The following is a 23245-nucleotide window of genomic DNA, read 5'->3' as shown; positions in this document are numbered from 1 at the left end:
GTGCCGATTACTTTAAAAGAATATATGCAAAGTAAAATGGAACAATTAAATCATCAGCTAGAACATCAATTGACACTTCTTCAAATCCCTGAACGGCTACAACGTTCCATGCTTTACTCAATTCATGCTGGTGGAAAAAGAATCCGGCCTACGCTAATGCTAGCAACGTGTGAAGCATTCGGTGGTGACAGTAAGCGAGCCTTTCCAGTTGCATGTGCATTAGAAATGATCCACACGTATTCATTAATTCATGATGATTTGCCGGCTATGGATGATGATGATATGCGAAGAGGAATGCCAACTAATCATAAACAATTTGATGAAGCTACGGCGATTCTTGCTGGAGATGCTTTATTAACTACGGCGTTCTATGTTATTGCTAATGCGGAGCAATTAAACGACGAAGAAAAAGTATTTTTAACAAAAGAGTTGTCGAAAGCAAGTGGCCCAGAGGGGATGGTCGCTGGGCAAATGCTAGATATGGAAGGGGAACAAACGTCTTTAACCCTAGAACAATTAGAAACCATTCACCGCCATAAGACGGGCGAATTGTTGCGTTTCGCTGCTGTAGCTGGTGCTTACATAGGTGGGGCAACGTTAAAGCAACGAAAAGAGATTGAAACGTATGCTACTTATGTAGGACTTCTGTTTCAAGTTCAAGATGACATATTAGATGTTATAGGTGATGAGCAAGCAATTGGTAAACCGGTTGGAAGCGACGTAACAAATGAAAAAAGTACATATCCTCAATTGCTTGGTTTACAAGGAGCTATTGCCCAGAAAGATAAATATACGCAAAAGGCAAAAGAGGCTCTTCAACAATCTGGTGGAGATGATACACTTTTAGTAGAATTAATTGACTACATTAGCAATCGAAACAATTGAATAGATCATTCATATTCGTTGAGTAATGCAGCGTGTTATGGTATATTGTAAATATAAAATCAGGATGGTGCAGTATTCTAGTCGGTCCTCTGATTCTGAAGGCGGGCCTAAAAATCCGCCAAAGGGCACATCGATGAAGTTCCTTGTGTCGGCTTGAGGCGCCCAGCCTTGGGTCGATGCTGGGAGTTAAGGTTGAAGGGCGATCCACAATGGCATGTGGGCGTTGACCCTGCTTCCGCGGAGGCCCATTCTTGTGGGAGGCTGTTCTCATACGTCTTCTATGAAATGGGGTATGAACCTATGTGGTGGTGCTTAATGGGAAGTATTACGCGTAGCGTAGCCTGCCTTGAGTGACCCTGAGGGGATTATGGTTATAAACATTCTTGTGGGTGGCCACTACAATAATGTTTAACATCTATATGAAATCAGTGTTGCAAAAGAGGCTAGGAATCAGTTAAAGACTGTTGAGGAAATCTCCTAGACTGTTCTGTCAGACACTTCAAAGGGATTATAGTGCGGACTAAGTGGTAATCTAGTCTAGCTTTCGGTGACGGAGCTAAGGTGGATTTAAAGGGGAACCGCCGACGTGGCAACACGTGGTATCCACTTGGGAAAACCTACTGGACCTAAGCCGTAGTTTTTACCTTTTAAGTGACCATTCTGTATTTATGGTTATATAACACAAATGAACGAATACAAATAGAGGTTAAATAGATGAAAACACAACTACAGAAGTCTATAAAGTTTAGTGTTAGTATTGCCGTTATCACATTTGTGTTAGCGGCTATTTTTTCAGTAATTTCCACTATGTTATTAAATGATGTGTATTATTTAGTAGGTATCATCATCGTGTTTACAATTGTATTTATTGGGGTAATATTTGACATGCTAGGAATAGCGGCTACCGCTGCAAATGAAGTACCCTTTCATGCCATGGCAGCAGAGAAAGTAAATGGTGCAAAGCAATCCATTACGATAGTTCGAAATGCAGATCGATTTGCGAGTTTTTGTAACGATGTAATCGGGGATATTGCAGGGGTTATTAGTGGAACAGCGTCTACTTTAGTTGTATTACGAATTACCTCTATGTTAGGGCAAACAGACGAATCGACGCTATATTTTGTTATATCCGTAGTTTTTACTAGTCTTGTCGCAGCAATAACAGTAGGGGGCAAAGCGTTAGGTAAATATTTTGCCGTGCATCATTCAACAGAAATCATTTTCTTTGCAGCCCGTGTTATATCTCTGATTGAGCGTAAACTGAAGGTGAATATTGTTTCGCGAAACAATAAGAAAAAGAAGAGCTCGAAGAAACTTCAATGAAGGTGAGTGACAAAGCATGGAATTACAGCAGATTAAAGATCCTTCCTTTTTAAAGGGCTATTCTAATAAACAGTTAGAACAATTATCTGATTCCATAAGAACATTTTTAATAGAACAATTATCGACGACAGGTGGGCATTTAGGAGCTAATTTAGGTGTTGTTGAATTAACGCTAGCCCTTCATAAAGTATTTGACAGTCCTAAAGATAAGCTTTTATTTGATGTTGGTCATCAAGCTTATATTCATAAAATTCTAACAGGAAGATCAATCCAATTTGATACATTACGTCAATATCAAGGGCTATGCGGTTTTCCAAAGCGTTGCGAAAGCGAGCATGATGTTTGGGAGACAGGGCATAGTTCTACTTCTTTATCTGCAGCAATGGGTATGGCGATTGCTCGTGACCTTAAAGGGGAGGATCATGCAATTCTTCCCATTATAGGCGATGGTGCGTTGACCGGAGGAATGGCTCTTGAAGCTTTAAATCACATTGGCGATGAAGAAAAGAATGTTATCGTTATATTGAATGATAATGAGATGTCTATTGCGAATAACGTTGGAGCTATTCACAATATACTAGGAAGAATGCGTAGTGCAAGAAAGTACCATTGGGTGAAAGATGAAATGGAATGGTTACTTAAGCGGATTCCTGCTGTTGGTGGAAAAATGGCAGCCGCTGCAGAACGAATGAAGGATAGTATGAAATATTTCGTAGTTCCTGGAATGTTTTTTGAGGAATTAGGGTTTACGTATTTTGGTCCTGTGAATGGGCATAGTTTTGAAGACCTATTGGAGAATTTACAATATGCCAAAAAGACAAAAGGGCCTGTACTTGTCCATGTGATGACACAAAAAGGAAAAGGATACCATCCAGCTGAATCAGATGAGAAGGATAAGTGGCACGGTGTTGGACCGTATAAGATTGAATCAGGTGAGAAAATTAAACCTGTGAATGCTCCTCCTGCTTGGAGCGAGGTTATTAGTGATGCGGTTATTAAAAAAGCGAGAGAAGACAGTAGAATTGCTGCTATTACTCCTGCGATGATTTTAGGATCTAAACTAGAGAAATTTGGTGAAGAATTCCCTGATCGATTATTTGATGTCGGAATTGCTGAACAGCATGCCGCTACTTTAGCTGCTGGAATGGCTACTCAAGGAATGAAGCCATTTTTAGCAATGTACTCCACATTTTTACAACGAGCATACGACCAACTTGTTCACGACATTTGTCGTCAAAACTTAAATGTAATGATTGGGGTGGATCGTGCCGGTCTAGTCGGGGCAGACGGCGAAACGCACCAAGGTGTATTCGACATTTCTTTTTTACGAGCTTTACCGAATATTGTGATCACGATGCCGAAAGACGAAAATGAAGGTCAGCATTTAGTTCATACTGCTTTAGAATATAATGAAGGTCCGATTGCCGTTCGATATCCGCGGGGTAACGGTTTAGGTGTTCCGATGGATCAAGACTTAAAAACGATACCGATTGGTTCATGGGAAGTGTTGCAGGAAGGAAATCATGCTGTTATTTTAACGTTCGGGACGACCATTCCAATGGCGTTAGAAGCGAGTAAGGAATTAGAGAAACAAGGAATCTTTGTTAGTGTTGTGAATGCCCGATTTATCAAACCGATGGATGAGTCAATGCTCCACAAGTTGATGAAGCAACAAATTCCAATGCTAACAGTCGAAGAAGGTATACTAAAAGGTGGCTTTGGAAGTGGCGTATTAGAATTTGCTGAAGAGAATAACTACCACGGCCAAATCATCGAACGTATGGGAGTGCCTGATCGCTTTATTGAACATGGAAGCGTGAAAGAACTGTATAATGAAATTGGCTTAACAAAAGAGAATATACAAGCAAAAGTGAAAGATATTTTACCAAATAAGAAACAGAGGGCTTAAGACATATGTCGAGGAAAGTAAGACTTGATACGTTATTAGTAGAACGTGGACTATTTGAAACGAGAGAAAAGGCTAAGCGGACGATTATGGCTGGTTTAGTTTGTACTGATCATATGAAATTGGATAAGCCAGGTATGAAAGTAGACGAAACCATTACTATACAAGTGAAAGGCAAAGCCATTCCATATGTAAGCCGTGGAGGACTTAAGTTAGAGAAAGCGCTCCAAACATTTGATTTTCAGGTAGAAGGAAAAACATTAATTGACATTGGTTCATCAACTGGTGGATTTACCGATTGTGCATTACAGAACGGGGCAGTGAAAAGCTATGCGATTGATGTAGGCTACAATCAATTAGATTGGAAACTGCGAAATGATGATCGAGTTATTGTGATGGAGCGGACAAACTTCCGTTACGTAACTCCAGAAGATTTACAGCATGGGGTTCCTTCTATCGCTTCTATTGACGTTTCCTTTATTTCTTTAAAGTTGATTTTACCAGTATTGGCGACTGTATTGGTAAAGCAAGGTGATGTTGCAGCGTTAATCAAACCTCAGTTTGAAGCGGGACGAGAACAAGTTGGTAAAAAAGGAATTGTTCGTGACAAGAAAGTGCATAAGCAAGTGTTACAAGATATACTACAATTTGCAGTATCAATTGGGTACATTGTAAAGGATGTAACCTATTCTCCTATCACTGGAGGCGATGGAAATATTGAATTTTTGGCTCATCTGCAACTAAGTGAGAATGGAGAAGGAATGATGAACCCTAATGTAGACATAAATGACATCGTTCAACAAGCACATGATGCACATTAAGGGAAAAAGGGGCTACATTGGTGGCTCCTTTTTACACGTTCATCATGGATTATTTTAAACGAAACGAGGGAGTTTGTATGAATAAAGGTCAACGGCATATAAAAATAAGAGAATTGATCGCCGATAATGATATAGAGACGCAAGATGATCTCGTCTATCAATTAAAATCGTTAGGCTATAATGTCACGCAAGCAACCGTATCCCGCGATATTAAGGAATTGCATCTCGTTAAAGTTCCAACGATGGACGGTCGTTATAAATATAGTTTGCCTGCAGACCAACGCTTCAACCCTTTAGAGAAACTTAAGCGACTCATGATGGATGCTTTCATAAGAATGGATACAGCAGGTCACTTAATCGTGATGAAAACGTTACCCGGAAATGCGAATGCTGTCGGTGCACTGATTGATAATTTAGACTGGGATGAAATATTAGGTACGATTTGTGGAGACGACACCATTTTAATTATTTGCCGTTCTGAGGATGAGAGTGTCCAGACCCAGAATCGTTTTCTAAACATGTTGTAAACTAAAGAAAAGTTGAGGTGCTAGCTCGTGTTAGCTGAATTATCCATTAAAGACTTTGCGATTATTGAAGAAGTTACCATTTCATTTCAAGAAGGATTAACGGTTCTCACTGGGGAAACTGGCGCAGGGAAATCCATTATTATTGATGCGATACAATTATTGACAGGAGGCCGAGGCTCGGCAGAATTTGTTCGTTATGGCACGAAAAAAGCAGAAATCGAAGGCTTATTCTTTATAGACGACGAGCATCACCGAGCATATGAAAAGGCGAAGTTGTTTGGTGTTGAGTTAATGGATGACGGCATGCTCATATTGAATCGAACCATTAGTGCGAATGGCAAAAGCATATGTCGTGTGAACGGGAAATTGGTAACACTTGCTATTCTTCGGGAGTTTGGTCAAACGTTGATTGATATACATACCCAGCACGAAACGCAATCATTGATGGACGTTGACCGACACATTGAATTGTTAGACTTATATGATCGGGAACGTATACAGCTAGCAAAAAATGATTTCATGAAGTTGTACAAACAATTCGAAAGTTTAAAGAAGCGACATAAAGAATTAAGTGAAAATGAACAAGAAATGGCTCAACGCCTAGATTTATTACAATTTCAATGCAATGAGTTATTAGAGGCAAATTTACAACCAAATGAAGATGAACAATTAACAGAAGAACGTAGTCGATTAGCGAATTATGAACGTATTTATAAGGCGTTACACGATGCTTACCATGCGCTTCATGGAGAACAAAAGGCTTTAGACTGGTTGTCCTTATCTTTATCGTCTTTAGAACATGCGAATGAATATGATCAAGATATTGCGAAGAAGACGGAGGAATTGTCGAATCATTATTATTTAGTCGAAGAATTAACTTATGATTTACGCAATCAGTTAGATCAATTAGAGTACAATGAAGAAGAATTGGACTCCATTGAATCTCGTTTAAATGAAATAAATCGCTTAAAGAAAAAGTATGGTCAATCCGTGAACGAAATATTAGAGTACGCTGCCACAATAGAAGATGAAATTGATCAAATCAAACATAAGGATACGCATATTGAAAAATTGGAATTAGAATTACGTGAAAAAGCGGAAGATGTTGCATTAGAAGCTAAGCATTTGCACGATCTTCGTCTTCAGGCTGCAACTAACTTGACTAGTGCAATTCATGAAGAATTACAGGATTTATATTTAGAAAAGGCTTCCTTTGGTGTGGATTTTTCGTATGTGGACGGTACAATTAAAGATCCCCAAGTCAATGGATGTCATGTGAAAATCGGGATGAATGGGTACGATGTAGTAAAATTTATGATTACGACGAACCCTGGAGAACCATTAAAAGATATTCACAAAGTAGCTAGTGGTGGGGAGTTATCTCGTATTATGTTGGCATTAAAGCGCATTTTCTCTAAGCATCAAGGTGTCACTTCGGTTATTTTCGATGAAGTGGATACGGGTGTTAGTGGACGCGTTGCTCAAGCAATAGCAGAAAAAATTTACGGCATTTCATCATCTTCCCAAGTATTATGTATTTCTCATTTGCCACAAGTAGCAGCAATGGCTGACACGCATTTATATATTAAGAAAGAGATGAAAGCGGACCGCACGAAAACCATCGTTCACCAACTTTCAAAGGAAGATAAAGTGGATGAATTGAGTCGTATGATTAGTGGTGCACAATTAACAGAAACTACTCGTGTTCATGCGAAGGAATTGTTAGATCTCGCGGAAAAAATGAAACATAAATAAAAGTAAACCACCTTTTTTTAGGTGGTTTTTTTATGGTATTACAACGACAATATAGGAAAACTTCCCTTGTTTTTCTCAAGTTTGCAAGGTTTAAAATAAACGATGTAAGGTCAAATTAAAGGTACAGACAAATAAAAAAAAGTTATGGGTTAGGAGCGAGGAGAGTGAAGTTATTGAGCATGCAAGAATATATTCGAAAAACGTTAGGGCTCCTGCTCCTACTGGTGATGATTAGTTTGCCCTTTATCAAACCGGTTCAAACGTATGTATCTATTCCAAAGAACGTGACGATGTTTAAACACCAAAGTGAAAGCATCCCGTCGTTAGGTTCCTCAGCAATAAAGATAAAAGCTGGTGATACAATCGTTAAAGAAGAGGAGAATGCATTTATTGGGAATGAAGTTGGCGAAAGTTCCATAGTGTACGAAATGGCCGGCTTTCCAGTAAAGCAAGTCGATGTACAGATATTAGATGATTTTAACGTCATACCTGGTGGTCAATCCATTGGGGTGAAAATGCATACAGAAGGAGTCTTAATTGTAGGACACCATTTAGTAAAAACATCTTCAGGCCAAGCATCTCCGGGCGAAGAAGCGAATATTCAAGTCGGTGATATATTACTCGAAATAAATGGTGAAAAAATTAATGACATGAAAGATGTAGCGCCATTTGTAAAAGAAGCAGGTAAAAAGGAACAATCTTTAAAATTAAAAATGAAACGGGAAAATAAAACATTTCAAACGACATTAACACCGATCTATGATAATCAGGACAAAAAGTATCGCATTGGTTTATATATTCGCGATTCAGCGGCTGGAATAGGGACGATGACCTTTTATCATCCTAAAACGAGCAAATATGGTGCATTAGGTCATGTTATTTCAGATATGGATACAAAGAAACCAATTGAGATCCATGATGGTACGATTTATCGTTCTGATGTTACTTCTATTAATAAAGGAAGTAATGGTGTACCAGGTGAAAAAAGAGCAGAATTCTCTAAAGAAGGGAAACGAATAGGAGATATTACAAAGAATAGTCCTTTTGGGATATTTGGTACATTAGATAGCAAAGTAGACAATGGTATTATGGATGAGCCGATGCCAATTGCATTGTCCCACCAAGTAAAAGAAGGGCCAGCTCAAATATTGACCGTTGTTAATGGGGAAGAAGTGCAAGCATTTGATGTGGAAATCGTTAGTTCTGTTCCACAGAAGTATCCTGCTACTAAAGGAATGATTGTGAAAATAACCGATCCTCAATTGTTAGAAGCAACAGGAGGTATCGTACAAGGAATGAGTGGAAGCCCAATCATTCAAGGTGGAAAAGTTATCGGTGCAGTAACGCATGTTTTTGTTAATGATCCGACCTCAGGATATGGTGTCCATATTGAGTGGATGTTAAACGAGGCTGGCATAAATATCTATAAAGAAAATCGAAAAAAGGCAAGTTAGGACAGGAAAAAACCTGTCTTTTTTTGTTAGGAAAAGCGGTAATCAACTGTTCCCTATATTATTTAGTTAGAAAATTCTAAAAATAATTAAGTGTTCCCACCTTGTTCTCATTGTCAAACCTATCCATCATGTTATAATGAAAATATTAGTTGAAATAAAGCGGATTCGACAAAACATAACGAAAAATGGAGTAATTCATCGTAATCAATCGATTTAATGAGTAAAAGCAATATAAAGTAATAAAAATCGTAAAATTAAAGGAATTTTAGAACAATTGTAGAACTGTTTATTGTGGAAGGATAGGGGAGAAAATCGAAATTAATGAGGAGGACGTTTTGTGGAAAAGATTAAAGTTTGTTTAGCGGATGATAACCGTGAATTAGTATCCATGTTAGAGGAATATTTTGACGAACAATCTGATATTGAAGTGATTGGCTCCGTATATAATGGTCAAGATTGTTTAACAATGTTGGAAGAATTAGATCCAGATGTACTTGTGTTAGATATTATTATGCCACACGTAGATGGAATTGCTGTACTTAGCCGCATGAAAGATCTAGAGAAGGAATCGTTACCAAATGTCATCATGTTAACCGCTTTCGGACAAGAGGAAGTAACGAAGAAAGCGGTAGATTTAGGGGCATCCTATTTCATATTAAAGCCATTTGATTTAGAGAATTTACGAGATCATATCCGGCAAGTAAACGGCATGGATTCAAATTTGGATCAGAGAGTGCGTTCTGCGAAAGATCGTAAAGACAAAAAGCCGAATTTAGACGCTAACATTACGAGTATTATTCATGAAATTGGCGTTCCAGCTCATATTAAAGGCTATATGTATTTGCGGGAAGCTATTTCAATGGTTTACAATGACATCGATTTGCTTGGGTCTATTACTAAAGTGTTATATCCAGACATAGCGAAGAAATACAATACAACCGCCTCAAGAGTAGAGCGGGCGATACGTCATGCAATTGAGGTCGCATGGAGTCGAGGGAACATTGATTCCATTTCGTCCATGTTTGGCTACACTGTCTCCATGACTAAAGCAAAGCCCACGAACAGTGAGTTCATCGCAATGGTGGCAGATAAACTTCGGTTAGAGCATATGGTTTCATAAATATATATTTACAGAAGTCTCCGTTAAAACAAACGGAGATTTTTTAATTGGTTAAAAATTTATTGAAAGAAAAATAAAAAAATACTTATCGAAAGCACACTTTCATGATAACATTATGAATTATATGAAAAGTAAGAAAAGTGGTGTTGGAATATGAAAGTAGTAAAGTTTGGAGGAAGTTCCGTTGCATCAGCGACCCAATTGAAAAAAGTAGCTAACATTATTTTGCAAGATAAGGAGCGTCAGTTGGTAGTCGTGTCTGCACCAGGAAAGCGTTTTTCTAGTGACCGGAAAGTGACAGATTTACTAATTGAAGTAGGAAAGAAAAAGGAAGAAAATAAGGAATTTGAAGAAACGTTACAAGCCGTGATAGGAAGGTTTCAACAAATATTAGAAGGTTTGTCTTTATCTACGCAACTAACAGAGCGTGTTCGCGATCATATTGTATCAATTGTTCGAGGAGAGTCCGATGACGCGTATCGCATGGATGCTTTAAAAGCAGTAGGGGAAGATACATTAGCGCAAATTTTAAGTTTATACTTAAACGATATAGGCCATAAAGCGGCTTATGTTAATCCGAAAGAAGCAGGAATTATGGTAAGTGATGAACCAGGACAGGCGAGAGTGTTAGAAGAAAGTTACGCGCAATTATATGAGTTGCGAAATCGAGAAGAAATCGTGGTTATCCCTGGATTTTTCGGTTATACGAAGAAAGATCAGTTAATGGCGCTTCCAAGAGGTGGTTCTGATATTACAGGGGCGATTGTAGCAGCAGGGGTTAAGGCAGATTTATATGAGAATTTCACTGATGTGGATTCTGTTTACTGTGTGAATCCAATGATTGTAAGCAATCCGAAAGAAATTCATGCGTTAACGTATAAAGAAATGCGAGAATTGTCTTATGCTGGATTTTCGGTTTTTCACGATGAAGCATTGAATCCAGCTTTTCAGGCAAAAATACCTGTTTGTATTAAGAACACGAATCGGCCTGAGAAACCTGGAACAATGATTTCAGCTGAGCGCAATTTAACAAATGGACCAGTTGTAGGGATTGCTAGTGATGATGGTTTTTTAAGTATTTATGTTAGCAAATATTTAATGAATAGAGAAATCGGTTTTGGGCGTCACTTGCTGCAAATTTTAGAAGAAGAGGGTATATCATTTGAACATGCTCCTTCAGGAATTGATGATATGTCTGTTATTGTGCGGGAAGAGCAATTACCCCCTCATAAAGAAGAACTTGTGCTGAAGCGGATTCAACATGAACTGAAAGTGGATACTGTTTCCGTTGAACGAGATTTAGCGATGATAATGATTGTTGGGGAAGGGATGAATAGTACCATTGGAGTAACGAGCAAAGCATCGGCATCCTTTGAACGTGCTCGCGTCAATATTGAAATGATTAATCAAGGTTCTTCAGAAGTATCCATGATGTACGGTGTGAAAAAAGAAGGATTAAGTAGAGCTGTCCAATCTCTATATGAAACTTTTTTTGTTCAAGTATCAAAAGAAGCTGAACGGGCGAAATAGACTCGCTTCAGCTTCTTTGCTGTGATAAAGTGTAATGAAGTAATTGATGGACATTCCGAATATCACGATGTAAGCAATCATGTAATAACGTTTGGAATAATTCAGCAGTCATAATGGCGTCATTTAAGGCGTGGTGCCGTTCCAATGGAGTAACTCCTAACTCAGCAATCATCGTATCTAATTGTGACTTATGCTTAGGGTATAGCTTTTTTACGAGTGCTTGTGCATCAATATAATATGGTGTCCTATTCGGTAAGTGCCATCGTTTTAGTAATGTTTCAATAAAACCTATATCAAATGCGGCTGGATAAGCAACTAAAATGGAATCTTGACTAAACTCTAAAAATTGTTGGTACGCATCACAAAATGTCATGCCATCGTTTATTTCCTCGCGTGTAATTCCGGTTAATTGTAAAGTTCGATTTAACACAGGACGAATGGGTTTAATGATTTGATGGAAACGTTTATAAGAAATATGCTTTGTCCCGACAATACGAACAGCACCAATGGAAATGATTTCATGACCTATTTGTGGGAGCAATCCGGTTGTTTCTAAATCAAAAATTGTAAAAGGTGCTGTTTCTAAATCAGCGAGTAACAGATTAGGATTTCGATGAAAGGCATTTAAGGTTTCCTTGCCTTTTCGGTAGGCGTCGGTTTGTTTAAATGAGCGTAATTTATAAGCGTATATATGTTTTTCGAATAACCAATAGCGTAACAATTCAATATCAATAGGAAGCATTTAAACCACCCGATTTCTGTTATAGCTTATCTCTAACACTTGTTGTAGCCGTTTTGCAACATGGAGCGCTTCTTTTAGGAGTTTTCGTTCACCTCTACTTAATTGAGTAAGCATAATTTCATTCGATAAAGGTTTGCCATTTTGAAGTTGATGTAAGTTTTGTTCAAGCCGAAACTTCAATAATCGATGCAAGGCTAATCGTGCATTTTCTGCGTCGCGAGGGTGAAAGCGTTCATTTTGTTCTAATTTTTCTAATCGTTTCATACTATTCACTTCTTCTACCCCATATTTCACCGCGTAAATACGCAAGGCATTAATGATTTGCATAATGGCTGCTTTTTTAAAATCTAGCGATCGCGAAGGACCTGTTCCGATAATTCTACCAAAGGGTTGAATAGGAACTCGGAAACGTAAAGTGTCTTTCATTAGTAATTGTTGCAAATTGAGGGAGCGTTGCATGCGTTTTGTTACAAAATCTCTTAATTCGTACGCTAAAGAAAAATCCCCTACAATCGGCCGGAAATCCATGAAAATTGTGAAGTCTCGTATTTCTTGGGCATCTAATTTTTCTAACCATGTATCGATGGAGATACGCCACGCTTGTAAAGAATTTCTCCATTTGTCCTCTTTAGCCATAATTCCGCCTGTACATAAAGGATATCCGCAATACTGAAGTTTGGTATTAATCTTGTGCGTAAATTGTTTAAAGTAGCTATCAATTTGATCTTTGTTGTGTAAATGACTGTAATCCGCAATAATGATTCCGTTATCTTGGTCTGTACTAAAGGCTTGTTCTTTCCGGCCTTCGCTTCCCATGACGATGAAGCAGTAATTAATTGGAGGTGTTCCGTATCCTTCTTGAATCATATCATCTTCAGCTAACTGGATGATGTGATGGTGAATTTCATCATTATAGCTAGAAATTAATTCGCATACGTCATAGGCAAACATTTGATCTTCTAATAGCTGAGCTACGAAGTGTTGGAATGATCTGTTGTACTTTGGGGCTAACTGTTTTACTTCTTCGATGGAGTTTGCCTTTTGAATGCGATATCTTAAATCAAAGTATATGGAATCTTCAATGGTAAGAAGAGATGTTTGGCGAAGCTGTCCGACGACCTTTGTTTTGTTCATAACGGGAATAATACTAGCCGGGTTGTGCTTTAAAAATGATATGGCATTATAGATAAAGTCACGATCCGTAACGGTATATGGTTCCTCTTTCACGTAATCATCGACTAAACTATCAAAATCATGGTTTACATATGCTTTAAAAATATCTTGATAATTAAGCACACCAATTAATTCAAGGTCATCTGTGCTAACAATCAAGCCACCTAATTTATATTGCTGCATTTTATAAACGGCTTCTGTTAACGTCGCAGTTGGAGAGATAAAATAAGGAAGTTCCACGTAGTTATCAACCCGTTGTTTAAACAGTTTCCGGTCATGGAAGTCATCTTCTCCATCTTTTGCTTTATACTTTACTTCATGGTAAAGGCTCTTCATTAAATTGCTAATGCCATCCATAACAATTTTTGAGAACGCTTGGTTTTCAGACATAATAGCCATGAATTGTTCTTTTTGAAAACGAAGCGCTTTCGTTTCTTCAATTGCCTGAACGGAGAATTTCATTTCCCCACTCGTTAAAATAATCATAATGCCAACAATATCTCCAGGGTAATAAAATCGTACGGAAATTTGCTTTCCATTGGATTTGTGCATTATGTTTTTCGCAAGTCCTGTTAAGACAAAATGGATATTAATATCATCTTCCTCTTCATCCTCATGAAAGAGAAATTCGTTCGTCTCAAATACTTTTAGAGAAGCACCGGTAAATAGTTGTTCTAATTGTTGAGTGGTTAACATATTAAAGGGATGCTGATGTTTAAACATATCGATATATTTCTCCAAGATAGTGCCTCCTTTTTTTACTTATCGTGTGTACACTCAGTATATCAAAACAAGAAATGAAAAAAACAAATAGGACGTTACCTTAATGACGCCCTATTGCCCTCTTATTTAAAACGTTCTTGTGTTTTGCCTCGCTTTTTATCTCTATACAAAATGAATCCACCGATGAAAAATAAACCTAATAAGAAAAATAATAACCCAACTAAAAATTGAAGCCAAAGTCCAATAAAGAATGGGTATTCAATCATGAACAAAGTGTCTCGCATCATTTTAATTCCTAATACCGATAGGGCACCTGGAATGAATAAAATAATGACTGCAATTAATCGTGACATCGTTCCTCTCTCCTTTGCAATCTTCCCTCTGTAGTATAGCAAATGAAACAAAAAGCGCAAAGCGACCATTACTTGCTAATTCATGCAGGTTGTTTTATAGTGAAAACGTGCAAATACTTGCAAGGTGAGGATGTAAATGAAACGAGTGCTTATAGTTGGGGGAGGCAAAGGTGGCACAGCATTATTAACGCTACTAAGGGCAACAGATCGAATGGATATTGTTGCACTAGTCGATTTAAAAGAGAATGCACCAGGTGTACAACTTGCCAAACAACACAACATTCCAACAGGATTTGACTGGAAGGAGTGGATTCATCAAGATATTGATATTGTCATGGAAGCTACAGGTGATGAGCGTCTATTTGAACAATTAATGGCGGAAAGCAATCATCAGACGGTTGTTGTACCAGGAACCGTAGCCTATATTACTGCTGAATTGCTCGAAGAAAAAACAGAGTTGCTACAAGAAATACAAGCACAATCAAAAAATCAAGAACTGTTATTAGATTCTATACATGACGGCATGATTGTTATTGATAAAGAGGAGAAAATTAGCTTTATTAATCGTAGTGCCATGCGTATCTTAGATGTGAAAAGGGAAGACGTTACGTATACAAGTATACACGAGTTAATACCGTCAACTAAGTTACCACACATTCTCAAAGTGCGCCGTAAAGAAGTAAACCAGAAACTAGTCTTGAAAAATGGTAGGAAAATTGTCACTACAAGAATTCCTTTAATTGGTACAAGTGGAGAATTGATGGGTGCTTTTGCTGTTTTTAAAGATATTACTGAAGTCGTTCATTTAGCAGAAGAGAACACAGATTTAAAAGAGTTAAAGACGATGCTTGAAGCCATTATTCAATCGTCCGAAGAAGCAATATCAGTTGTAGATGAGCATGGCATGGGAATCATGATTAACCCAGCATACACGAGAATTACTGGTTTAAAAGAAGAAGATATAGTCGGTAAACCTGCAACTGTTGATATTTCTCAAGGAGAAAGCATGCATATGCGTGTCTTGAAAACTCGGCGACCGGTTCGAGGTGTTCGTTTAAGTGTAGGACCTTCGAACAAAGAAGTGCTTGTTAACGTTGCCCCCGTCATCGTAGACGGCCATTTAAAAGGGAGTGTGGGTATTCTCCATGACGTATCAGAAATTCAATCGTTAACGAGCGAATTGAAGAAGGCGAGACAGATTATCCGAAGTTTAGAGGCGAAATATACATTTAATGATATTATCGGCGATTCGACAGAGATGGTGATTGCCCTTGAACAAGCGAAAGTATGTGCCAAAACACCAGCAAACGTTTTGTTAAGAGGAGATTCGGGAACGGGAAAAGAGTTGTTTGCGCATGCTATTCATAATGAAAGTGATCGCCGTCATAACAAGTTTATTCGTGTCAATTGTGCTTCTATCGCAGAATCAATTTTAGAAAGTGAGTTGTTCGGTTATGAAGAAGGGGCTTTCTCTGGGGCGAAGCGCGGCGGAAAGCGTGGTTTGTTCGAAGAGGCGAACAACGGAAGTATATTTCTAGATGAGATTGGGGAATTGTCTCTATCTATCCAAGCTAAGCTGTTAAGAGTACTGCAAGAAAGGGAAATTATTCGTGTCGGCGGTACCAAGCCAATTCCAATCAACATTAGGGTTATAGCTGCCACCAATGTTAATTTAGAAAAAGCTATTGTGAACCGTACATTTCGGGAAGACCTTTATTACCGATTGAATCGTTTGCCGATCTTCATTCCTTCTTTACGTGAACGAAGGTCTGATATTCCGTTATTAGTTGATCGCATCGTTCAAAAGCTGAACATGGAATATGGGCGTGAAGTGAAACGAATGGATGAAGAGGCCGTTTCTTATTTACAAGCATACGATTGGCCTGGTAACGTTCGGGAATTAGAAAATATTATTGGTAGAGCGATGATTTACATGGCGATTAATGAAGAAGAAATAAAATTAACACATATTCCTGAGTTAAGAAACCATCCTAAAACAGATGATATGAAGGAGTTCCGATACCCTGAAGAATGGGGAGGAAGGAGCTTGCAACAAGCAATGGATGCATATGAAAAGCATGTGTTAACGATAGCGTATCAATCGCATCATTTCAATAAAACAAGGACTGCACAAAGTCTAGGAATATCGATTCGAAATTTGTATTATAAGCTAGATAAATATCAAATTGACAAGAATAGCATGCAATAATATTCATATATGCAATCCCTTGCAAGGTTTGAATCGTTGGTTTGAAGCGCTTTCATGGAATAATTAAGTTGGCATGGTTTTTGCATATATAGAGGGTGAAGGCTAGAAAGGAGAATGAAATGAATTTAGAAGCATTATTAAATCGAGTAAATAAACAACAAAAAAGAAAAGTGGCCATAGCTCAAGCTGCGGATGAAGGTGTATTGGAAGCTGTACAACACGCACTTGAACATGAGCTGGCCGAATTTCGCTTAGTTGGAAATCAAGAAAAAATCGAACAAATTGCGGCTAAACTATCTTTTCAGCTTAATCGTAAAGAATTAAATATCCACCATGTGCCAGATGAGAAAGAAACCGCATCTGTAGCCGTTAAATTGGTAGCAAACGGAGAAGCGGATGTAGTGATGAAAGGGAATATTGATACGAAAACCGTATTAAAGGCTGTTTTACATAAAGAATACGGTATTCGTTCTAAAAATGTGTTATCTCACGTTGCTGTTTTTGAAATTCCAGACCGGGAAGAACTGATGATGTTAACTGATTCTGGAATGAACATTGCACCAACATTAGAAGAAAAGGTGCAAATACTCAATAATTCGGTCCGTGTTGCAAAAGCGATTGGGATTGAAGAGCCTAAGGTTGCTCCAATTGCGGCAGTAGAAGTAGTGAATCCTGCCATGCAAGCAACTTTAGATGCAGCAGCATTGACGCAAATGCAAAGAAGAGGACAAATTAAAGGGTGTGAAGTAGATGGCCCTTTAGCTTTCGATAATGCATATTCTCAAGTTGCAGCAACGCAAAAAGGCATTGAATCCAATGTTGCTGGTAAAGCGGATATTCTTTTAGCTCCTACAATTGAGGTAGCTAACGCTTTATATAAATCATTTGTTTATTGCGCTAATGCAAAGGTAGCAGGTATTATTAGCGGTGCAAATGCTCCAATTGTGTTAACCTCTCGAGCTGATTCAGCGGAGAGTAAACTATATTCATTAGCTTTAGCATTATTAACATCAGAAAGATATTAAGGGAGGAAATGGAAATGGAATTATTTAAGTATATGAAGGAATACGATTTTGAACAAGTTGTTTTTTGTCAAGATGAGAAATCTGGTTTGAAAGCAATTATTGCTATTCATGATACGACTCTAGGTCCAGCTCTTGGTGGAACGCGTATGTGGACGTATGATTCGGAAGAAGAAGCACTTGAAGATGCATTGCGCCTAGCAAAAGGTATGACATATAAAAACGCTGCAGCCGGATTAAATTTAGGCGGTGGCAAAACAGTTATTATCGGTGATCCGAAAAAAGACAAAAATGAAGAAATGTTCCGTGCTTTCGGTCGCTATATTCAAGGGTTAAACGGCCGTTACATTACAGCTGAAGATGTAGGTACAACGGTACAAGATATGGATACGATTCATGAAGAGACAGATTTCGTCACAGGTATTTCGCCAGCATTCGGCTCATCAGGAAATCCGTCTCCAGTTACGGCCTATGGTGTTTATCGTGGAATGAAAGCTGCTGCAATGGAAGCTTATGGATCTGATTCTTTAGAAGGGAAAGTTATCGCAGTACAAGGCGTGGGAAATGTGGCTTATAGTCTATGTAAATACTTGCATGAAGAAGGAGCTCAACTCATCGTTACGGACATAAACAAAGAAGCGGTAAATCGTGTAGTAGAAGAGTTTGGTGCGAAAGCTGTTGAACCAGATGACATATACAGTGTAGATTGTGACATTTATGCTCCTTGTGCTTTAGGTGCAACGATTAATGATGAAACAATTCCTCAATTGAAAGCGAAAGTAATCGCTGGCTCTGCAAACAACCAATTGAAAGAAAATCGTCACGGCGATCAAATTCATGAAATGGGTATCGTCTATGCGCCAGATTATGTTATTAATGCTGGTGGCGTTATTAACGTAGCAGATGAGCTGAACGGTTACAATGAAGAACGTGCAATGAAACGAGTAGAAGGTGTGTATGATACGGTAGCACGCGTATTTGAAATATCTCATCGTGATAATATTCCATCTTATGTGGCAGCAGATCGCATGGCGGAAGAGAGAATAGAGCAGCGTTTACAAACGAAAAGCACGTTTTTACAAAATGAACATCATATATTAAGCCGACGCTAAAATAAAGCAAGAAATGGAGGGTGAAGTGTTGCAAGAACAAATTTTTCGAACACTTGTTATTAATCCAGGCTCCACATCGACGAAAATTGGCGTCTTTAAGAATGAACAGTGTGTGTTTGAACAAACCATACGTCATCAAGGAGAGGACTTAGCCGTTTATCCTAATGTCGTCAATCAATTCACATTTAGGAAAAAAATGATAGTTGATGCGCTCGATTATGAGGGGATTAATCTTTCAAAATTCGATGCTGTTTGTGCTCGAGGTGGCTTGTTGCGCCCTATTAAGGGAGGCACTTATACAGTGAATGAAGTGATGCTAGAAGACTTGAGGAAAGGCTATAACGGGGAGCATGCTTCAAACTTAGGTGGGATGATTGCGAATGAAATTGCTAAATCCTTAAACATACCAGCATTTATCGTTGACCCTGTAGTGGTGGATGAACTAGAAAGTGTTGCTCGTTATTCTGGTGTGCCAGAAATCCCAAGAAAAAGTATCTTTCATGCATTGAATCAGAAAGCTGTTGGGCGTAAAGTGGCTGATCACTATAGACGCAAATATGAAGAAATGAATATGATCATTACGCACATGGGTGGCGGTATTACAATTGGTGCCCATCATGGCGGCAAAGTAGTCGATGTGAACAACGGGCTTCATGGCGATGGTCCATTTTCACCAGAACGTGCAGGAACGGTTCCAGCAGGTGACTTAGTATCGTTATGCTTCTCAGGGGAGTATTATCGCGAAGAAATCATGAAGAAATTAGTTGGTCATGGAGGAATCATGGCTTACCTAGAAACGAACGATGCGATTGAGGTAGAGAAAAGAATAGAAGCTGGAGATGATGAAGCTCGCCAAGTGTACGAAGCGATGGCCTACCAAATAGCTAAAGAAATAGGCTCTATGAGTGCGGTGCTTCATGGTAAAGTAGATGCGATTGCTTTAACGGGTGGACTAGCTTATGGTAAAGAATTTGTTGCTATGATAAAAGAGCGTGTACATTGGATTGCTGATTGTCTTGTTTTTCCTGGGGAGGACGAACTACAAGCTTTAAATGAAGGTGCTTTGCGAGTGTTACGAAATGAGGAAGAACCAAAGTCGTATCCGAACCCAGTTGTTTGAAAGGAGAGAGAAAATTGGCAGAAGAATATGATTTAGTAGTACTTGGAGGCGGCACTGGAGGATATGTAGCTGCTGTACGAGCATCACAACTCGGTTTAAAAACAGCCATTGTAGAAAGTGGTAAATTAGGAGGCACTTGTTTACATAGAGGGTGCATTCCATCTAAAGCATTACTACGAAGTGCAGAAGTGTACCGTCAAACGAAAGAAGCACATACGTTCGGTATAGAAACGTCTGAACCTACTTTAAATTTCTTTAAAGTACAAGAACGTAAACAATCCATCGTTGATACTTTGCATAAAGGCGTCGAAGGGTTGATGAAAAAAGGCAAGATCGACATTTATGAAGGATTTGGTCGCATTTTAGGGCCTAGTATTTTCTCACCAACTGCAGGGACAATTTCTGTTGAGATGAATAATGGTGATGAGAATATGATGTTGATACCAAAGAATGTTCTTGTTGCAACTGGTTCAAGCCCGAGAACGCTACCAGGTCTAGAAGTTGATGGACAATATGTGATGACTTCTGATGAAGCACTTTCAATGGAGAACTTACCTGCTTCCATCTTAATTGTCGGAGGTGGTGTCATCGGTATTGAGTGGGCATCTATGTTATCTGATTTCGGCGTTGAAGTAACAGTAATGGAATATTCAAATCGTATTCTTCCTACAGAAGACCATGAAATTGCTAAAGAAATGACCCGTTTGTTAAAGAAAAAAGGGGTCAAGCTTGTCACAAGTGCGAAAGTAATGGGAGATACGTTGAAGAAAGAAAATGGTATTGAAGTACAAGCAGAAATAAAAGGAGATGTGCAAACGTATCAAGCAGACCGTATGCTCGTTTCCGTTGGACGAACGCCGAATGTGAATAATATCGGACTTGATAATACCGACATACAACTCGAAAATGGTGCGATTAAAACGAATGAATTTTATCAAACGAAAGAATCACATATTTATGCCATTGGCGATGTAATTGGTGGTATGCAACTTGCTCACGTAGCTTCCCATGAAGGAATTATCGCTGTTGAGCATATGGCAGACCAACAACCAATGCCGATGAATATGGAACAAGTACCGTCTTGTATATATTCTAACCCTGAAATCGCTAGCGTCGGGTTAACAGAAGAACAAGCAAAAGAGAAAGGCTTTGAAGTGAAAGTAGGAAAATTCTCCTTTAGAGCAATCGGAAAAGCACTTGTATTCGGTGAAACAGATGGCTTCGTTAAAATAATTGCCGATAAACAAACAGACGATTTATTAGGTGTGCATATGATTGGGCCTCACGTTACAGATATGATTTCCGAAGCAGGACTTGCCAAGGTATTAGATGCAACACCGTGGGAAATCGCACATAGCATACACCCACACCCAACGCTTTCAGAAGTAATGGGAGAAGCAGCACTAGCAGTAGATGGAAAACAAATTCATGGATAAATAAGGAGGGGTTTTTGTGGCAAACACTCGCCATCAACAATTAGGCCTTTCAGATGATCAAGTATTAGATATGTATCGAACGATGTTACTCGCTAGAAAGATTGACGAGCGTATGTGGTTATTAAATCGCTCAGGTAAAATTCCGTTTGTTATCTCCTGTCAAGGACAAGAAGCAGCGCAAGTAGGAGCAGCGTACGCGTTAAATCGTGAAAAAGATTATGTAGCTCCATATTATCGTGATATGGGAGTTGTTCTAGCATTCGGGATGACTGCAAAAGAGTTAATGCTTTCAGGTTTTGCTAAAGCAGAAGACCCGAACTCTGGTGGTCGTCAAATGCCAGGACACTTCGGGCAGAAGAAAAACCAGATCATCACTGGTTCATCACCTGTAACAACACAAGTACCGCACGCAGTTGGCTTTGCTTTAGCCGCTAAAATGCAAAAAGAGGATTTCATTTCGTTTGTAACGTTAGGAGAAGGTTCCTCTAACCAAGGTGATTTTCATGAAGCGTTAAATTTCGCTGGGGTTCATCAACTACCGGTTATAACAATGGTTGAGAATAATAAATATGCGATTTCTGTTCCGGTAGAAAAGCAACTTGCATGTGAAAAGGTATCTGATCGTGCTCAAGGTTACGGCATGCCTGGATATACGGTGGATGGTAATGATCCGCTTGCTGTATATGAAGTTGTTAAAGAAGCAGCTGATCGTGCCCGTCAAGGAGATGGCCCGACTTTAATTGAAGCCGTTTCTTACCGACTAACGGCTCATTCGAGTGATGATGATGATCGTACGTATCGTGAGAAAGAAGAAGTAGAAGAAGCAAAAAAGAAAGACTCTATTATTACATTCAAAGCCTATTTACAAGAAGCTGGTATCCTTACAGAGGAAAAAGAACAGCAACTAGAAGAAGAATTAAAGCAAATCGTAAACGAAGCAACAGACTATGCAGAAAATGCAGCATATGCGGATCCTGAAAGTGCCATGAAATACGTATATGCTGAAAAAGAGTAAGGAGGGGGCGATATTATGCCAGTAATGTCCTACATTCAAGCCATTACAAAAGCGTTGCATGAAGAAATGGAACGAGATGAGAAAGTTTATGTATTAGGGGAAGATGTCGGTAAGCGTGGTGGTGTATTCCGAGCGACAGAGGGGCTGTATGAAACCTTTGGGGAACAACGCGTAATCGATACGCCATTAGCGGAATCGGCGATTGCGGGTGTTGGTATTGGTACAGCTATGTATGGCTTACGTCCAGTAGCAGAAATGCAGTTTGCTGATTTTATCATGCCGGCTGTCAATCAGATTATCTCAGAAGCATCGAAAATTCGTTACCGTTCGAACAATGATTGGAGCTGTCCGATTACGATTCGTGCTCCATATGGTGGTGGGGTTCACGGAGCGTTGTATCACTCACAATCCGTAGAATCAGTATTTGCTAATTCACCTGGTTTGAAAATTGTGATGCCTTCTAACCCGTATGATGCTAAAGGACTACTAAAGGCAGCAATACGTGACGAAGATCCGGTATTGTTTTTTGAGCATAAACGTGCGTATCGTTTAATTAAAGGAGAAGTTCCAGAAGAGGATTATACACTACCGATTGGTAAAGCAGATGTGAAGCGAGAAGGTTCTGACGTTACGGTTATTACGTACGGCTTGTGTGTTAATTTTGCTTTGCAGGCAGCTGAGAAATTAGCGGAGGACGGCATTGACGCCCATATTCTTGACTTACGTACGGTTTATCCGTTAGATAAAGAAGCTATTATAGAAGCGGCTAAGAAAACAGGTAAAGTACTTCTAGTTACAGAAGATAATTTAGAAGGAAGTATTATTAGTGAAGTGTCTGCCATTATTGCAGAGAATTGTTTATTTGACCTAGATGCTCCTGTTCAACGTCTTGCAGGACCTGATGTACCGTCTATGCCATACGCACCAACGATGGAGAAATTCTTTATGGTTAATCCGGATAAAGTAGAACAAGCAATGCGCGACTTAGCAGAATTTTAAGATAGAAGGAGTGAAAAGGC

At 38.9% G+C, this 23245-nt stretch carries 19 protein-coding genes; 16 read left to right on the top strand and 3 right to left on the bottom strand.

Going from position 1 to position 23245, the window contains the following annotated elements:
- From N784_RS00335 to N784_RS00295, 9 genes are all read left to right on the top strand, one after another.
- The gene (locus N784_RS00335; protein ID WP_232305948.1) at positions 1-885 is read left to right on the top strand and encodes a polyprenyl synthetase family protein; all 885 of its coding nucleotides are present in this window, start codon (positions 1-3) and stop codon (positions 883-885) included.
- Positions 886-1599: 714 nt separating this feature from the next.
- A complete protein-coding gene (locus tag N784_RS00330; RefSeq protein ID WP_036830856.1) occupies positions 1600-2208 on the top strand; it encodes a membrane protein in 609 nt (202 codons plus the stop codon).
- Between the two features lie 16 nt (positions 2209-2224).
- Positions 2225-4117 (top strand): 1-deoxy-D-xylulose-5-phosphate synthase, encoded by a 1893-nt coding sequence (dxs, locus tag N784_RS00325; RefSeq protein WP_036830854.1) that lies wholly within the window; start codon positions 2225-2227, stop codon positions 4115-4117.
- Positions 4118-4122: 5 nt separating this feature from the next.
- Positions 4123-4935 (top strand): TlyA family RNA methyltransferase, encoded by an 813-nt coding sequence (locus tag N784_RS00320; protein WP_036830853.1) that lies wholly within the window; start codon positions 4123-4125, stop codon positions 4933-4935.
- 77 nt (positions 4936-5012) lie between these two features.
- Complete coding sequence (gene ahrC, locus N784_RS00315) at positions 5013-5462, top strand: transcriptional regulator AhrC/ArgR (protein WP_036831646.1); 450 nt, start codon at positions 5013-5015, stop codon at positions 5460-5462.
- A 27-nt stretch (positions 5463-5489) separates the two neighbouring features.
- Positions 5490-7217, top strand: coding sequence for a DNA repair protein RecN (gene recN / locus N784_RS00310; RefSeq protein WP_036830850.1), 1728 nt, complete (start codon positions 5490-5492; stop codon positions 7215-7217).
- A gap of 179 nt (positions 7218-7396) precedes the next feature.
- Positions 7397-8671: a SpoIVB peptidase gene (gene spoIVB, locus N784_RS00305; RefSeq protein WP_036831644.1), complete on the top strand. Its 1275-nt coding sequence runs from the start codon at positions 7397-7399 to the stop codon at positions 8669-8671.
- 337 nt (positions 8672-9008) lie between these two features.
- A complete protein-coding gene (spo0A, locus tag N784_RS00300) occupies positions 9009-9791 on the top strand; it encodes a sporulation transcription factor Spo0A (protein ID WP_036830848.1) in 783 nt (260 codons plus the stop codon).
- Positions 9792-9944: 153 nt separating this feature from the next.
- Positions 9945-11321, top strand: coding sequence for an aspartate kinase (locus tag N784_RS00295; protein WP_036830846.1), 1377 nt, complete (start codon positions 9945-9947; stop codon positions 11319-11321).
- Positions 11322-11328: 7 nt separating this feature from the next.
- On the opposite strand, the gene N784_RS00290 is transcribed toward N784_RS00295, so the two are convergent.
- The 3 genes from N784_RS00290 to N784_RS00280 form a co-directional block, all read right to left on the bottom strand.
- Complete coding sequence (locus N784_RS00290; RefSeq protein WP_084600070.1) at positions 11329-12063, bottom strand: 3'-5' exonuclease; 735 nt, start codon at positions 12061-12063, stop codon at positions 11329-11331.
- Positions 12064-13977 carry a DUF294 nucleotidyltransferase-like domain-containing protein gene (locus tag N784_RS00285; protein WP_036830845.1) on the bottom strand — a complete coding sequence of 638 codons (1914 nt, stop codon included), beginning with the start codon at positions 13975-13977 and terminating at the stop codon, positions 12064-12066.
- Positions 13978-14081: 104 nt separating this feature from the next.
- The gene (locus N784_RS00280) at positions 14082-14312 is read right to left on the bottom strand and encodes a DUF2627 family protein (RefSeq protein ID WP_036830844.1); all 231 of its coding nucleotides are present in this window, start codon (positions 14310-14312) and stop codon (positions 14082-14084) included.
- A gap of 136 nt (positions 14313-14448) precedes the next feature.
- Here N784_RS00280 and N784_RS00275 point away from each other — a divergent pair, with 136 nt between their 5' ends.
- The 7 genes from N784_RS00275 (at position 14449) to N784_RS00245 (ending at position 23225) form a co-directional block, all read left to right on the top strand.
- Positions 14449-16521 carry a sigma-54 interaction domain-containing protein gene (locus tag N784_RS00275; RefSeq protein ID WP_036830842.1) on the top strand — a complete coding sequence of 691 codons (2073 nt, stop codon included), beginning with the start codon at positions 14449-14451 and terminating at the stop codon, positions 16519-16521.
- 119 nt (positions 16522-16640) lie between these two features.
- Entirely contained in the window at positions 16641-17546 is a 906-nt protein-coding gene (gene yqiS / locus N784_RS00270) for a phosphate butyryltransferase (protein WP_036830840.1), read from the top strand.
- A 14-nt stretch (positions 17547-17560) separates the two neighbouring features.
- Entirely contained in the window at positions 17561-18655 is a 1095-nt protein-coding gene (gene bcd, locus N784_RS00265) for a branched-chain amino acid dehydrogenase (RefSeq protein ID WP_156965137.1), read from the top strand.
- A 28-nt stretch (positions 18656-18683) separates the two neighbouring features.
- Positions 18684-19775: a butyrate kinase gene (gene buk / locus N784_RS00260; RefSeq protein ID WP_036830837.1), complete on the top strand. Its 1092-nt coding sequence runs from the start codon at positions 18684-18686 to the stop codon at positions 19773-19775.
- A 14-nt stretch (positions 19776-19789) separates the two neighbouring features.
- Positions 19790-21211 carry a dihydrolipoyl dehydrogenase gene (gene lpdA / locus N784_RS00255; RefSeq protein ID WP_036830835.1) on the top strand — a complete coding sequence of 474 codons (1422 nt, stop codon included), beginning with the start codon at positions 19790-19792 and terminating at the stop codon, positions 21209-21211.
- Positions 21212-21281: 70 nt separating this feature from the next.
- Positions 21282-22226: a thiamine pyrophosphate-dependent dehydrogenase E1 component subunit alpha gene (locus N784_RS00250; protein WP_084600096.1), complete on the top strand. Its 945-nt coding sequence runs from the start codon at positions 21282-21284 to the stop codon at positions 22224-22226.
- Between the two features lie 15 nt (positions 22227-22241).
- A complete protein-coding gene (locus N784_RS00245) occupies positions 22242-23225 on the top strand; it encodes an alpha-ketoacid dehydrogenase subunit beta (RefSeq protein WP_036830832.1) in 984 nt (327 codons plus the stop codon).
- Positions 23226-23245: the final 20 nt, after the last annotated feature.

This window comes from Pontibacillus litoralis JSM 072002 (assembly GCF_000775615.1).
Lineage (GTDB): Bacteria > Bacillota > Bacilli > Bacillales > BH030062 > Pontibacillus > Pontibacillus litoralis.
Note: the sequence above shows the minus strand (reverse complement) of the source record. Positions and strands in the feature narration are given on the sequence as shown.